Source organism: Octadecabacter sp. B2R22 (assembly GCF_018861045.1).
Taxonomy (GTDB): domain Bacteria; phylum Pseudomonadota; class Alphaproteobacteria; order Rhodobacterales; family Rhodobacteraceae; genus Octadecabacter.
On sequence record NZ_JAHKQJ010000007.1, the window covers coordinates 847,312 to 860,970 of the forward strand.

Consider the following 13,659-nt stretch of genomic DNA (forward strand, 5'->3'; position numbering starts at 1 on the left):
CTGACATGGAAGAGGAATACGAAGAGTTAGAGGATATCATCGACGCCCACACCGCCGTTCTGTTCATGCTTGAGCAGGACGCGGCGGCGCAAGCGGCGAACGATATTCTGACGTTCTCTGAAATCGAATTCCACACGGTCAACCTGACGGGACAGCCCGACCTAGAACGCATGGTTCGCGCGAGCTCGCTCGGGTTTGATCTTCCGGTGGTGTTTATCAACGGTCAGTATTTCTCGGATGCCTACACGATCCTCACCGCCGCCAGCTCTGGTGAGCTGGCGCGGGCGTTTGACTATATCGGTGTGGACTACAACGCCGCAAACGTCGCCGCGATTGCGGCGGCGAACAATTAGCGTTTAGGCAGACCGCCCTTCGATCTCTTCGGCAAGATATTCGGCCTGACGGGCAAGTTCTGTCAGGCTTTCAACAGTTTCAGCCGGAACAACAGGCACTTCGACACGCTCGGTTGTTGTGCCTTTGCTTTCAAGCTGCGCCTGAACCTGCGCCAGCTTGCCTTCGGCCTCGCGCACTTTGTCTTCAAGTCCCGCCGTGCGGTCCGCCAACAATAGACCCGCCATCAAAAGCATCCGGCTTTCGGGCATGCGTCCGATCTGTGTGGACAAGGATGACGCCTCAACGTCAAGCATAGCAGCGGCTGTCATGAGGAACTGTTCTTCGCCCTCCTGACAAGCGACTTCGAAACTACGGCCTCCGATGGTGATCTCAACCTGTGGCATCGCTGGCCTCCTTTTCAATGATCGGTGTCAGCTCTTCTAGGATCGAATCCATCTCTGCGGCATCCGCGGCACGGGTTGCGCGCAGGGCCTCGAGTTCGGCAAGCATGGCTTTGTTGACCAAATGCGGCTCGCTCACCCCATCGGAGAGGGCTTCGCGCAACTGGCTATTGATGTCACGCAACTCGGCGTTGACCTGACGCAACCGCTGCAATTCACGATCCATACGAGCCGACCGCGACCGCCCTGCGTCTACGTTGCTTTCAAGTTCCGCAAGTTTGCCGTCTTGGCGTTCTTTCAGAAGCTTCACGCGCTCTTCGAGCTGCGCATTCGCTGTTTTCTCATCGTCGAGCATCGCAGTGAGTTCAACGACCCGTCCGCTCGCCGCCGCGTCCGGCGCTGGCGCCTCTGGGGCCGCTGAAGGGGCTTCTAGGCCTTCGACACCTTGCTTGATCCGGTCCAGCGCCGCTGAAATACGGGTTTCGAGTTGGGAAAGTTCGCTCATTTGCCTGTCCTTTCCGGCCGCCGCATGTACCATCAAGACACACCAAACAACCGCTGAATATGGGCTTCATTCACGAATCGCGCCCAGTTCCCCCCAGACTAAGCCATGCACCCCAAAGCATCAAACGATGAAAGTTGTTCGTTATCATAGCGATACAATGCAGCTTTCATGCGATGGCGGTGTCGCCTTGATCTTGGGGGCCGCCCTGATATGAGGCTTACAAAGCCAATACCAGCAGCATCAAGGACCGCCATCATGGACATCCAAGCCCTTCGCACCGCCCACCCCGAGCACTGGATGCGCGCCGCCGCGATCCGGACCCTTACATTGGACGCCGTTGCGGCCGCCAATTCCGGCCACTCAGGCATGCCGATGGGCATGGCAGACGTAGCGACTGTGTTGTTCCAAAACCACCTGCGTTTTGACCCAAAAGCACCAAACTGGGCCGACCGTGACCGCTTTATCCTGTCTGCGGGCCACGGCTCAATGTTGCTCTACTCCCTGCTGCACCTCACAGGGTACGAACAGGCCACGCTGCAACAGCTCAAAGACTTCCGCCAATGGGGCGCACGCACAGCGGGTCACCCTGAATACGGCCACATGGAAGGCATCGAGACCACAACTGGCCCGCTTGGTCAGGGGATTGCGAACTCGGTTGGCTTTGCGATTGCAGAAGAAATCCTGCGCGCACGCTTTGGCAAGAACGTCATCAACCACCACACCTACGTCATCGCAGGCGACGGCTGCCTGATGGAAGGCGTATCCCAAGAGGCCATCGGCCTTGCTGGCATGCAAAAGCTCGGCAACCTGATCTGCTTCTTTGACAACAACAACATCACCATCGACGGCACTGTCGATATGGCCGACATCACCGATCAGAGCGCACGTTTCGAGGCGTCCGGTTGGCATGTTCTGGAAATCGACGGCCACGACCCTGTCGCGATCGACGAAGCGATCGTTGCCGCCAAAAACGATCCGCGCCCGTCCATGATCTCCTGCAAGACCCATATCGCTTTGGGACACGCAGCACAGGATACATCCAAAGGTCACGGCGCTTTGACGGATGCAGACCAAATGGCAGCCGCCAAAGCAGCCTATGGCTGGAACTACGGCCCCTTTGAAATCCCAGCGGATGTTAAATCCCAGTGGGAAGCCATGGGCACACGCGGCGGGGAAGCCCGTGCAGAATGGAACGCCCAATTCGCTAAGTTGAGCAAAGCCAAGCAAGACGAATTCAACCGTGCCTTCGCCCTTGAGGCCCCAAAGAAACTGTCCGCAACAATCAAAGCGTTCAAGAAACAGGCGTCTGAAGCTGGCAAGAAGGCTGCGACGCGTTCAAGCTCCGAAAGCGTGCTGGAAGTGATCAACCCGATCATGCAGGAAACTGTAGGCGGATCTGCTGACCTAACAGGCTCCAACAACACCAAAACAGCTGACATGGGCGTGTTCACACCAGACAACCGCGATGGCCGCTACATTCACTACGGCATCCGTGAGCACGGTATGGCCGCCGCGATGAACGGTATGGTCCTACACGGCGGTATCCGCCCCTACGGCGGCACATTCATGTGTTTCACGGACTACGCCCGTGGCGCCATGCGTCTGTCTGCCTTGATGAACGTGCCAACGGTCTACGTTATGACGCACGATTCCATCGGTCTTGGCGAAGACGGCCCGACACACCAGCCGGTTGAGCACCTCGCCATGCTACGCGCGACGCCGAACACCAACACATTCCGCCCAGCCGACAGCGTTGAAGTTGCCGAGGCTTGGGAACTTGCCCTGACATCCAAAACCACGCCATCCGTCTTGTGCCTGTCCCGTCAGGGGCTGCCAGTTGTTCGCACGGATCACAAAACCAAGAACATGACCGCACAAGGTGCATATGTTCTGGCTGACGCCGAAAACGGCAAACGCCAAGCGATCCTAATGGCGACAGGTTCTGAGGTCGCGGTTGCGATGGCCGCGCGTGACATCCTTGAGGCCGAAGGCATCGGGACACGCGTTGTGTCCATGCCATGTTGGGAACTCTTTGAGGCGCAAGACGAAAGCATCCGTAAGCGCGTGTTGCCAGGTGGCCCTGTGCGCGTCGCTATCGAAGCTGGCGTGCGTCTTGGTTGGGACAAATGGTTGCTCGGCGAACGTGGCCGTGAAGCCAAAGCTGGGTTCATTGGTATGGACAGCTTCGGTGCGTCCGCCCCTGCCCCAGAACTGTTCGAAAAGTTCGGCATCACCGCAGAAGCAACCGCACAAAAAGTGCGCGACCTTCTCGGCTAAACGATGTGCGGGCCACGGTTCCGGGCGATGCTCTGGATTGTGGCCCGTTTCATGTCTGTTAGCATAGCGCAAAGAGGAGGCCACATTATGATCCGCATTGCCGCTCTGCTAACCACCGCCGTCCTCGCAATGACGGCCTGCGCCCCTCAAGTGGGGCTTAATTCCCAGCAAGTGACCCCGTCGGGGCTTCAACCTGGCAACGCGGGCTTTAGTGTGGTTGCAGCGGGATCGCCGACAGGGTTCGCGGTTGACCAGTTCGCGATTGGTGTTCTGAACGGATTGCAAACCGTATCTATTGCCGAAAAGCGTGAATACTGCGGCTATATCTGGCAGGATCAATTCGGCCAGTTGCAAGCCACTGTCCCTGTTGCCGGCACGCGCACGGGCTGTGAAATGAACGAGCCCCAGATCGGCACCGGTATCCTTGCCAGCTATCACACCCACGGCGCTTATTCCCCGCGCCTGAGGGGCGAAATACCGTCTGGGATCGATCTGCAGGGGGATTTCAACTACGGCATAAACGGCTATGTCTCAACGCCGGGCGGACGTGTTTGGCTGAATGACTATGCCACCCGCAGCACGCGCCAACTGTGCGGTCGTGCCTGCGTTTTTTCTGACACCGGATACGATGACCGCTACGATGCCGATATCCAGCAGTCCTATTCACAGTCTCAGGTGTACTGACTCACGCGCCGTTTAATGCGCCGCTTTGCCACCACCAAAGAGCGGGGCAATCACACGGGTCACGATCGGGATTAGGACCAACCCGACAGCCAACCCAAGCACCCCGTCCGCAAAGGCCGTCACAGCCCAATTGCCAAAGCCACTGTCGCCCGCAATCGTATGAGACAGATCTTTGATAAAGCCGTAAGGCTGTGCCCACCCCAAGAACGCGCTGTCATGCAGGCCGTGTACAATGATCGATCCACCGACCCAAAGCATCGCCGCCGTTCCGACAACGGACAGAACCGTCAGAAGATGCGGCATCCCGTGCACCAGACCTTTGCCCAAAGACCGACCAAAACCCGTCTTGCCGTTCAACGCGAACCATGCGCCGACGTCATCCATCTTAACGATCAAAGCGACCGTTCCGTAGACAACGATGGTAATCGCAATGGCCACCGCAGCAAGCGTCATGCCTTGCAGCATGAGGCTCGCTTCGGGGAATTCTTCGACAATACTGTTCAGCGAAATCGTCATGATTTCTGCAGACAAAATGAAATCGGTTTTGATCGCGCCTTTGACGCGGGTTTCTTCCAGATGTGCCGGATCACCGACATCCATATCCGCCTCTACGTGGGAATCCCCATGGGGCACCAACACGTGATAGATTTTCTCGGCGCCCTCAAAACATAGATAAAGACCGCCCAGCATCAACAGCGGGATCAACAGCACTGGTGCAAAGGCCTTAAGCAGCATCGCCACCGGAAGCAGGATCACGAGTTTACTAAAGAAAGACGCACGTGCGATTTTCCAGATGATCGGCAGTTCACGCTTTGGGTTTAGGCCCGTGACGTATTTCGGTGTGACCGCAGCATCATCAATGATGACACCGGCCGCCTTGGTCCCTGCTTTGGCTGCCATGCCTGCGACGTCATCAATACTCGTCGCTGCAATCCGCGTCAGCGCCGCAACATCATCTAACAGGGCAATCAAACCGCTCATCTTTAAGTCTCCAACTGGTGTTGCGCCAAATTAGCCATCACAGCGCGGGCCGCAAGGCCTGACGTGGGTACAGGGGTCATTGACGCCATGCTGATTCTTTGCGGCTGCAAGAATGCTGCAGCTGCACCAACGGTTAGCGCAAACGTCCCGCTGCGCCCCAAAAGTGTTAGCGCAAACCTGTCGTAACACGGCACGGTTAACGCTAACATGCTGAAAGATAGTCATATTTCCCTTGGTCACAGCACAGCATCCCCCTAGAACGAGGCAAATCGAAAACCTGAGGGAAATCAGACATGACCGTCACTGTAGGTATCAACGGATTTGGCCGAATTGGCCGCTGCACGCTGTCTCATATCGCTGAAAGCGCGCGTAACGACATTCAAGTCGTCAAGATCAACGCGACAGGCCCGGTCGAAACCAATGCGCACCTGCTGCGTTATGACAGTGTTCACGGTCGCTTCCCGGGTGAAATTACGGTCAATGACGGCAAGCTCGACCTTGGACGCGGCCCAATCGACATGATGTCTACATACGATCCTACCGAATTGGACTGGGAGGGTTGCGATGTGGTTCTGGAATGCACAGGTCAGTTCAACGACGGTGAGAAATCTAAAGTTCACCTCGACCGCGGTGCGGGCAAGGTTTTGATCTCTGCCCCCGCAACGAATGTCGACAAAACCATCGTTTACGGCGTGAACCACCGCGATCTGGAAAAACAGGACCGCATGGTGTCCAACGGGTCCTGCACGACAAACTGCCTCGCGCCGCTTGTTAAAGTGTTGAACGATTCAATCGGCATTGATCGCGGCTTGATGACGACAATTCACAGCTACACAGGTGATCAGCCGACATTGGACCGCCGCCACAGCGATCTATACCGCGCGCGCGCTGCTGCGATGGCCATGATCCCGACGTCCACAGGCGCCGCAAAAGCCCTCTCCCTCGTGCTGCCTGAAATGGCCGGCAAACTGGACGGCACCGCGATGCGGGTCCCTACTCCGAACGTGTCTTGTGTTGATCTGACATTTGAAGCTGCCAAAGACGTGACCGTTGCAGACGTAAACGAAGTCGTCGCAGAAGCGTGCTCCGGTCACATGGGCATGGTCATGTCATACGATCCGGAACCCAAAGTTTCGATCGACTTCAACCACACGCCGCACTCCTCGATCTTTGCGCCTGACCAAACCAAGGTCATCGGCGGACGCACCGTTCGCGTGCTGGCCTGGTATGACAATGAATGGGGCTTTAGCGTTCGGATGGCTGACGTTGCCGCACACATGGGCCGCTTGAACTAGGTCAAAGTTTCGCCCGAAAGCAATGATAGGTCTCCGGTCAACGGAGGCTCCTTTGGCTGATATTTCAACCGACAAATATCTCATGATCGACGCGAAAGCGTTGCTGAAACAAAAGCTAATTCGCAGCTACCTGCGGACGGCGCTGGGTTTTGGCAGTTTTGGGCTGGCCGCATCTCTTATCTACTCGGCGTTTGAACACCACGATGCGGGTTATAGCCTTCTCGCCCTAGTTACAGCCATCTTCTCCTTTCTCATATTGATCGGCTACACGCCTCGAAACGTCTTTGGATTGCTCCTTAGTGGGCGGGACTACTGGCCCACGACATCGATCCACGACACTTCAATAAAACGCGCCCGCGTCGCAGCGGCTCATTCGGCCATTCGGACCGGAGAAAACCTCGGGCCGGATGTCTTCCACATGCGGCGCCGGTTAAAAATTCTACTGATCCTTCGCCTTTTGGCGGCCGTTGCGATTCTCATGATCTGGATCTCACTGCGGTGGTTTGATCAACAGAACAAACGCGCGGCTCACTTCGAACGCTTCGGAACCTACCAAGGCGTTTCAATCCTAGTCGATCTTGACGGAAACGAAACCATTACAGTCGACCCAAACGCAAGCCAACTTTCAGTCGCCACCCGCGTTGAACAACCGCCCCGCACGTATCCCGAGCGCCCCACGGTGCAGCCAGCCCCTACTCCTCCGCCTGACGATGCACCCGACACGACCCCACCAGTCAATCGCACTCCAATCATCCCTCCGAACCCGCCTCTGCCGTCCTACTGGCCCGCAATCACACCAGGCTATTCGGCAAAGATTTACGACCGCACTGCATCAGGCGGCTTGGAGCTAATCGAAATTCGCCTTCAATATGCTGACGGAAAGATGTACGCAGTGGGTCCATGACCACTAAACTTTCGATCATCCTTATCCTGCTCATCGTAGGGTTCTTTGTACTGGACCATTACGTCCTGCATCTTGATGCAGGGGTGTTCCTTGCCAAAAAAGGTATCGAATTGATCAACTATCTCGCGATCTGGCGCTAAAACTCCTCCATGGGTTGACCTTCTCGCGATTTTGGGGATGTTAGCGCCAACAGTGGCTGCATTCCGACGCCACGTTTCGCTGACCAAACTGTGGAGGCTCCCATGACCGTAAAAGTAGCAATCAACGGCTTTGGCCGCATCGGCCGCAATATCTTGCGCGCCATTATCGAATCCGGCCGCACTGACATCGAAGTCATCGCCATCAACGATCTTGGCCCTGTTGAGACAAACGCGCACCTATTGCAGTTTGATTCCGTTCATGGCCGTTTCCCTGCAAAGGTAACAACCACCGAAGACACCATCGATGTTGGCCGTGGCCCAATACGCGTCACAGCCTTGCGCAACCCTGCTGACCTACCTTGGGGCGACGTCGACATCGTAATGGAATGCACAGGTATCTTCACAAGCAAAGAAGCCTGCCAAGCGCACCTTGAAAACGGCGCAAGCCGCGTGCTGATCTCTGCTCCAGGCAAAGACGCGGACAAAACAATCGTTTACGGTGTGAACGACCACCTTTTGACATCTGACGATATCGTCGTGTCCAACGCATCATGCACAACGAACTGCTTGGCCCCTGTTGTTAAAGTCCTCAACGATGCAATCGGCATCAAAAAAGGCTTCATGACAACGATCCACAGCTATACCGGCGATCAGCCGACGCTGGATACCATGCATAAAGACCTCTACCGCGCCCGCGCCGCGGCTTTGTCCATGATCCCGACATCCACTGGTGCAGCCAAGGCTGTTGGCCTCGTCCTGCCTGAACTGGCGGGCAAACTGGACGGCGTCGCAATCCGCGTCCCTACTCCAAATGTATCGGCTGTAGACCTGACGTTCGAACCAACCCGCGACACAACCGTGGAAGAAGTAAACGCCGCCATCCGCGCTGCGGCAGACGGCCCGCTGAAAGGCGTACTGGCCTATACGGACCTCCCGATGGTGAGCTGTGATTTCAACCACGACCCGGCGTCGTCCACTTTCCACATGGACCAAACCAAGGTCATGGAAGGCGACATGGTTCGTATCCTGACGTGGTATGACAACGAATGGGGCTTCTCCAACCGGATGAGCGACACAGCCGTTGCTATGGGCAAATTGATCTAAAGTCCGCCCTCGATTAAATTCTAAAAAGGCCTCCCAATCGGGAGGTCTTTTTTGTTTCAGAGTTTAACGTTGATCGTCAGAGAAACGAAATTAAATATTTTCAATAGGTTAAGACACACCCATGCACTCAACGCATAGCGGGCTTTGAAATTTTAGCGCTACCGCTGCAGCGCAGCATCCCTATGTTCAATGGCAAGACAACATACAAACCGAACCAAGGAGATAGACATGACATTGATGAACACACTCCGTGACCGCCTCGCAAAACGTGCAGCTTACAACCGGACACGTGACGCAATCGCACATTTGCCAACAGAACGCGCGATTGAAGACCTCGGAATTTTCCCATCCGACGCTGACAAGATCGCAACGCGCGCAGTTTACGGCTAAGCCAACATACGGCTTTACAGACATTCAACGCCCCGCCCGTCAATCGGTGGGGTGTTTTCGTTTCAGGATGTCTTTTGCAACCGTTCTTTAAGCGCGACATTGACTGCCGAGGGGACAAACTTACTGACATCCCCGTCGAGCCGCGCGATTTCCTTGACCAACTTACTGGCAATCGCCTGATGTTGGGCATCGGCCATTAAGAACACGGTTTCAACGCTGGCGTCCAATTGGCGGTTCATGCCAACCATTTGATATTCGTACTCAAAATCAGCCACAGCCCGAAGACCGCGCACAATAATAGATGCCCCGACATCTTTTGCGCAATCGATCAGCAGGTTTTCAAACGGATGCGCGACGATCTCGCACCCAGTCTTGGAAGACAGCTCTGCGCATTCCTGTTCAATCATCGCCACACGTTCTTCTAAGGAAAACATTGGCCCCTTGTCGCGGTTAATCGCAACGCCGATGACCAGCTTATCCACGAGCGAACAGGCCCGCTGGATAATGTCCAAATGCCCGAGTGTTACGGGATCAAACGTCCCTGGATAAAGACCGATACGCATAGATGTTCCCCAAAAAGCCAATGCGAGGTGTCTTTCCTCGCCTCCCCGTGTTGGCAGGCGTTCTAGTGGCCCATGACCATGCCTTCAAGGGCATCTCTTTCCATCGCCAATTCCGCGAGCCGTGCTTTGACCGCATCGCCAATGGACACCAAACCAACCAGTTTGCCGTCTTCAAGAACAGGCATGTGCCGGAATCGACCTTCGGTCATGCTTTCCAGAACGGAAAGTGACGTGTCCGATGGGCTGCACGTCACGAGCTTTTTGGTCATCATATCCCCGATCGTCCCCGTCAGGCAGGACGTCCCGGAAGCACCCAAATTACGCACAATATCGCGTTCCGACAAAATACCAGCTGCCGTTGCACCACCATCGTCACTCACCACAATCGTACCGATCCTCTTGGATGACATGACTTCGGCGGCTTCACCAACTGATGAGCCTGACGTCAAAGTCAACACGCCGTCTTGTGCCTTAGACTTGAGGATTTGGGATACGAGCATGGCAGATTCCTTATGTTTTCGGTATCACTAGCCTACGCTCTTGGCCCCCGTGCCTGTCAAGAAGGCAAAAGGCAAAACAATTGATCATCCGCTAAACAACCGCACGTTTGGCATGCGAAAAACTGGGTCGCCTGCCTTCATGCAGCAGATTCACAAAAATCTCACCCATGGCGGCGATTAAAGGCTAATGTAGAAAGGCACCCAATCCTGGGCGCACGAGGCGGGGTGAGAGACGTTATGCCGATCGATTATCAATTTCTAAGCAATCCTTCACTGGCATTCATTTATTACCAAGGCCACATCACCGCCGACGATCTGATCTGCGCGGCGACGCGATTTGCAAAAGAACCCACACTGGAACCGGGCTTGCCGCATTTCTTCGACTTCAGCCGAGTCGCCAGTTACGATATTGATTACCCCAAATACTTTGCGTTCATGGCGCAACTGGCCGACATTTACCCGCAAGAGGACGGCGAGCAATTGTTCGTTTTTTATGCCCCAGAAGGCCCCCCCGCCGAAATGGCCGAAATGGCTCGAAAGCCTTGGGAAGGGTCGAAGACAGCGATCATACGCGCCGCGTTCACATTGAATGAAGCCTTGGACATTCTGGGCGGCCCACGGGCCGATCTTGTGTCCTTGATAGATCGACTTGCCGAGGACGCCCCTGCGTAGTCAGATTGAATGTGGAGCACATAACATTCAGGTGAGACCCAAACGCAAGTCCTTGCGTTACTCCAAGGGACAGCTCAACGTGACGGCAATTATTTTGAGAAGGACATAATATGACGAAAACACGCCGCGAATTTATGCACATGGGGGCCGCGACACTGGCCGCCTTGCCCGTTTTGGCCACGACAGCACAGGCCCAAACCACACACACAGTTACGATAAAGAATATGCAATTCTCCCCCCCAAACTTGACGGTTTCTGTTGGCGACACCATCACTTGGGTCAACGAAGACCGCGTTCGTCACAGCGCATGGGAAAGCAACGGCAATAACTTTGATACTGGTCTCATTGGATCGGGTGAAAGCGCCAGCCTGACATTTGGCTCCGCCGGAACGTTCGACTATCGCTGTCGCCCTCATGGCAACATGCGCGGATCAATTACCGTTAGTTAAACGTCCGACAGCCTCAAGCGATTGTGACACCGCACGGATTGATCCGACCCTCTTCATGTGACACCAGAGGGACAAACAAATGGAGCAAAGCATGCAGACGAAACGTAGCTTTTTAATTGGTGGGGCAGCCGCATTGGCGACTCCGTCCCTTTTGACGGCCCCCTCCGTCTTGGCGGCCCAAGATGCACCAGAGCGCAATTCGTCCTCGTTCGTCACGCAAGAATGGCAGGACCATTTTAGCGCGCTCGGGAATGGCGCAATTCTTGCGGATATAGCCAGCCGTGCTTTGCACTACTGGGCAGCGGATGGCACATATCGTTTGTACCCGTCCTCCGTACCAATTTCCGAAGAGCTCACACGACGCGGCTATTCGCAGATTGTACGTAAGCGCGTTGGCCCAAGCTGGACCCCAACAGCATCCATGCGCGAACGCGATCCTGATCTACCCCAAAGCATTGAAGGTGGTGTGCCAGGCAATCCGCTTGGAACGCACGCAATGTACCTCGATTGGCCCGCCTATCTGATCCACGGGACCCATGACACCCGCAAGATTGGCCGCCAAAGCTCATCGGGTTGTATCGGGCTCTATAACGAACACATCGCAGAGCTGTTTTCAGTCGTTGAAGTGGGCACGCAAGTCCGACTTCTGTAACTGCCCCTCTACAGCAAAACGCCGCGCCCGAATGGACGCGGCGTTTCTGTTTAGACGTCTTTCTTACCAAGACAGGGTCTGCACCTCAGGGTCAAACAACCACGCTTCGATGGTCGGCCAGCTGCCCATTTCAACGCCATCGATATAGTCATCCAGCGTTAGCCCTGCCGCTGCAGAACACGCCTGACACATCAACACGGTCCCACCGTCCTCGATGAATGCGGCCAACATATCCTGAATTGACGTGCCGCTTTCGGCCATCAGACCATGAATGTGGCTGGGGCGGCGTTCGTCTGCCAAATAAACCGCACGCACGTTCATCCAGATGGCAACGCGGTATCCGTTTTCCAACGCTTTCTGATGCCCAAAGCTGATTGCCTTGGCAGCGGCCCAGGTATCATCGGTGGTCAAGTTGATAAACAGGCCCGGCCCCTCGCCTACATTCGGACCCTCTTGTGCCATCGCAGAACTGGTTGCGAATGCGATGCCAAGAACCATCGCAAACACGGCTATAATTCGTTTCATGCAAGCCTCCTCTTTTTGGTTGCCCGCACAACCTTCCAGCGCTGGAAGGTGCGTGCCATGATATATGTCAAATCTTGAATATATTACACGTTGTCGCGGCCCCAGCTTTGGAATTGCGTTTTCTTGGATGGGTCTGCACTCTGTCACTTAAGGGGGGGCACAATGACGGAACCAGATTTCACCATAGGGGTCGAAGAAGAATATCTTCTGGTCGACATTAAAACACACGCGCTGGCCACGGTACCTGACGCGATGATGGACGAATGCCAATCCCTATTGGGCAGCCAGGTCAGCCCCGAGTTCCTGCAATGCCAAATCGAAGTCGGTACCGGCGTGTGCAAGACCGCTGCAGACGCGTTCGAGGATCTCGCGCATCTGCGGCGTACCATTCGCGATTGCGCCGCCAAATATGGATTGACCCCAATCGCGGCGTCCTGCCATCCGTCAGCGGATTGGAAAGAACAGCACCACACCGACAAAGACCGCTACAATCAGCTTCGTGATGATCTGGGCGGCGTGGGCCGACGGATGTTGATCTGCGGCATGCATGTGCATGTGGGTTTGGATGATGATGCCCTGCGCGCTGATCTCATGGGGCAACTGACCTACTTCTTGCCGCACCTTCTTGCGTTGTCGGTGTCCTCGCCGTTCTGGCAAGGGGATGATACGGGCCTCGCGTCCTATCGGTTGTCTATTTTTGACAACTTGCCCCGCACTGGCCTCCCGCCGACCCTCGACAGTTGGGACGAATACCAACGCTCTGTTCAGGCTTTGGTGGATGTCGGCGTGATTGAGGACAGCTCGAAAATCTGGTGGGACTTACGCCCCTCCGCCAGCTTTCCGACATTGGAAACCCGTATTTGCGACGTTTCCCCCCGCCTCGGCCATGCCGTCGGAATTGCTGCGCTGGTGCAATGTCTGTGCCGGATGCTTTGGCGATTGCGGGTGAAAAACCAACGCTGGCGGCGCTATGACACGTTTCTGGTGCGTGAAAATCGCTGGCGCGCGCAGCGCTACGGAACCACCAAAGGATTGATCGACTTTGGCCGTGGCGAAATTGTGCCTTACCCAGAATTGTTCAACGAACTTATGGGCTTGGTCGAACAGGACGCCGACGCGTTACACTGCATCACTGAATTGGAAGGGTTGCGGCCCATCCTGTCTGACGGCACAAGTAGCGAACGCCAACGCGCGGTGTTTCACGCCACCAAAGGCGACAAAGCGACGAAAACAAACGCCGTCGTTGATCATCTTATCACCGAATTTAGCATGGATATTTGAATC

General features: G+C 55.5%; 18 protein-coding genes. 12 read left to right on the forward strand and 6 right to left on the reverse strand.

The window, feature by feature from the left end; all coding sequences use genetic code 11:
• Nucleotides 1–5 precede the first annotated feature (5 nt).
• The gene (locus KO486_RS09605; protein ID WP_216037011.1) at nucleotides 6–353 is read left to right on the forward strand and encodes a hypothetical protein; all 348 of its coding nucleotides are present in this window, start codon (nucleotides 6–8) and stop codon (nucleotides 351–353) included.
• Between the two features lie 3 nt (nucleotides 354–356).
• On the opposite strand, the gene zapA is transcribed toward KO486_RS09605, so the two are convergent.
• Nucleotides 357–737 (reverse strand): cell division protein ZapA, encoded by a 381-nt coding sequence (gene zapA, locus KO486_RS09610; protein WP_216037012.1) that lies wholly within the window; start codon nucleotides 735–737, stop codon nucleotides 357–359.
• The gene (locus KO486_RS09615; protein WP_216037013.1) at nucleotides 724–1,239 is read right to left on the reverse strand and encodes a hypothetical protein; all 516 of its coding nucleotides are present in this window, start codon (nucleotides 1,237–1,239) and stop codon (nucleotides 724–726) included. The genes zapA and KO486_RS09615 overlap by 14 nt, the downstream gene beginning before the upstream one ends.
• Nucleotides 1,240–1,494: 255 nt before the next feature.
• On the opposite strand from KO486_RS09615, the gene tkt reads away from it, so the two are divergent.
• Together tkt and KO486_RS09625 are read left to right on the forward strand one after the other, a co-directional pair.
• Complete coding sequence (tkt, locus tag KO486_RS09620; RefSeq protein WP_216037014.1) at nucleotides 1,495–3,516, forward strand: transketolase; 2,022 nt, start codon at nucleotides 1,495–1,497, stop codon at nucleotides 3,514–3,516.
• 87 nt (nucleotides 3,517–3,603) lie between these two features.
• Nucleotides 3,604–4,200 (forward strand): DUF4329 domain-containing protein, encoded by a 597-nt coding sequence (locus tag KO486_RS09625; RefSeq protein WP_216037015.1) that lies wholly within the window; start codon nucleotides 3,604–3,606, stop codon nucleotides 4,198–4,200.
• Between the two features lie 12 nt (nucleotides 4,201–4,212).
• Here the strand turns inward: KO486_RS09625 and KO486_RS09630 are convergent, their stop codons facing one another.
• Entirely contained in the window at nucleotides 4,213–5,181 is a 969-nt protein-coding gene (locus KO486_RS09630; protein ID WP_216037016.1) for a DUF808 domain-containing protein, read from the reverse strand.
• Between the two features lie 293 nt (nucleotides 5,182–5,474).
• Here KO486_RS09630 and gap (KO486_RS09635) point away from each other — a divergent pair, with 293 nt between their 5' ends.
• The 5 genes from gap (KO486_RS09635) to KO486_RS09655 all read left to right on the forward strand — a co-directional run bounded on the left by gap (KO486_RS09635) (nucleotide 5,475) and on the right by KO486_RS09655 (nucleotide 9,014).
• Nucleotides 5,475–6,476, forward strand: coding sequence for a type I glyceraldehyde-3-phosphate dehydrogenase (gene gap, locus KO486_RS09635; RefSeq protein WP_216037017.1), 1,002 nt, complete (start codon nucleotides 5,475–5,477; stop codon nucleotides 6,474–6,476).
• Nucleotides 6,477–6,528: 52 nt separating this feature from the next.
• On the forward strand, nucleotides 6,529–7,380 hold the full coding sequence (locus tag KO486_RS09640) for a hypothetical protein (protein ID WP_216037018.1): 852 nt from the start codon (nucleotides 6,529–6,531) through the stop codon (nucleotides 7,378–7,380).
• Nucleotides 7,377–7,520: a hypothetical protein gene (locus tag KO486_RS09645; protein ID WP_216037019.1), complete on the forward strand. Its 144-nt coding sequence runs from the start codon at nucleotides 7,377–7,379 to the stop codon at nucleotides 7,518–7,520. Before KO486_RS09640 ends, KO486_RS09645 begins: the two co-directional genes overlap by 4 nt.
• 102 nt (nucleotides 7,521–7,622) lie before the next feature.
• Entirely contained in the window at nucleotides 7,623–8,624 is a 1,002-nt protein-coding gene (gene gap, locus KO486_RS09650; protein ID WP_216037020.1) for a type I glyceraldehyde-3-phosphate dehydrogenase, read from the forward strand.
• A gap of 228 nt (nucleotides 8,625–8,852) precedes the next feature.
• Nucleotides 8,853–9,014 carry a hypothetical protein gene (locus KO486_RS09655; protein ID WP_216037021.1) on the forward strand — a complete coding sequence of 54 codons (162 nt, stop codon included), beginning with the start codon at nucleotides 8,853–8,855 and terminating at the stop codon, nucleotides 9,012–9,014.
• Between the two features lie 62 nt (nucleotides 9,015–9,076).
• On the opposite strand, the gene coaD is transcribed toward KO486_RS09655, so the two are convergent.
• Both coaD and KO486_RS09665 read right to left on the reverse strand, forming a co-directional pair.
• A complete protein-coding gene (coaD, locus tag KO486_RS09660) occupies nucleotides 9,077–9,577 on the reverse strand; it encodes a pantetheine-phosphate adenylyltransferase (RefSeq protein ID WP_216037022.1) in 501 nt (166 codons plus the stop codon).
• 62 nt (nucleotides 9,578–9,639) lie between these two features.
• On the reverse strand, nucleotides 9,640–10,077 hold the full coding sequence (locus KO486_RS09665) for a CBS domain-containing protein (RefSeq protein WP_216037023.1): 438 nt from the start codon (nucleotides 10,075–10,077) through the stop codon (nucleotides 9,640–9,642).
• 225 nt (nucleotides 10,078–10,302) lie between these two features.
• On the opposite strand from KO486_RS09665, the gene KO486_RS09670 reads away from it, so the two are divergent.
• The 3 genes from KO486_RS09670 to KO486_RS09680 all read left to right on the forward strand — a co-directional run bounded on the left by KO486_RS09670 (nucleotide 10,303) and on the right by KO486_RS09680 (nucleotide 11,850).
• Complete coding sequence (locus KO486_RS09670; RefSeq protein WP_216037024.1) at nucleotides 10,303–10,749, forward strand: hypothetical protein; 447 nt, start codon at nucleotides 10,303–10,305, stop codon at nucleotides 10,747–10,749.
• Between the two features lie 110 nt (nucleotides 10,750–10,859).
• Complete coding sequence (locus KO486_RS09675; RefSeq protein WP_216037025.1) at nucleotides 10,860–11,198, forward strand: cupredoxin family copper-binding protein; 339 nt, start codon at nucleotides 10,860–10,862, stop codon at nucleotides 11,196–11,198.
• Nucleotides 11,199–11,277: 79 nt separating this feature from the next.
• Nucleotides 11,278–11,850, forward strand: coding sequence for a L,D-transpeptidase (locus tag KO486_RS09680; protein ID WP_216037026.1), 573 nt, complete (start codon nucleotides 11,278–11,280; stop codon nucleotides 11,848–11,850).
• A 63-nt stretch (nucleotides 11,851–11,913) separates the two neighbouring features.
• On the opposite strand, the gene KO486_RS09685 is transcribed toward KO486_RS09680, so the two are convergent.
• Nucleotides 11,914–12,375 (reverse strand): DsrE family protein, encoded by a 462-nt coding sequence (locus tag KO486_RS09685; protein ID WP_216037027.1) that lies wholly within the window; start codon nucleotides 12,373–12,375, stop codon nucleotides 11,914–11,916.
• Nucleotides 12,376–12,537: 162 nt separating this feature from the next.
• Here KO486_RS09685 and KO486_RS09690 point away from each other — a divergent pair, with 162 nt between their 5' ends.
• Nucleotides 12,538–13,656: a carboxylate-amine ligase gene (locus tag KO486_RS09690; protein WP_216037028.1), complete on the forward strand. Its 1,119-nt coding sequence runs from the start codon at nucleotides 12,538–12,540 to the stop codon at nucleotides 13,654–13,656.
• Nucleotides 13,657–13,659 lie beyond the last annotated feature (3 nt).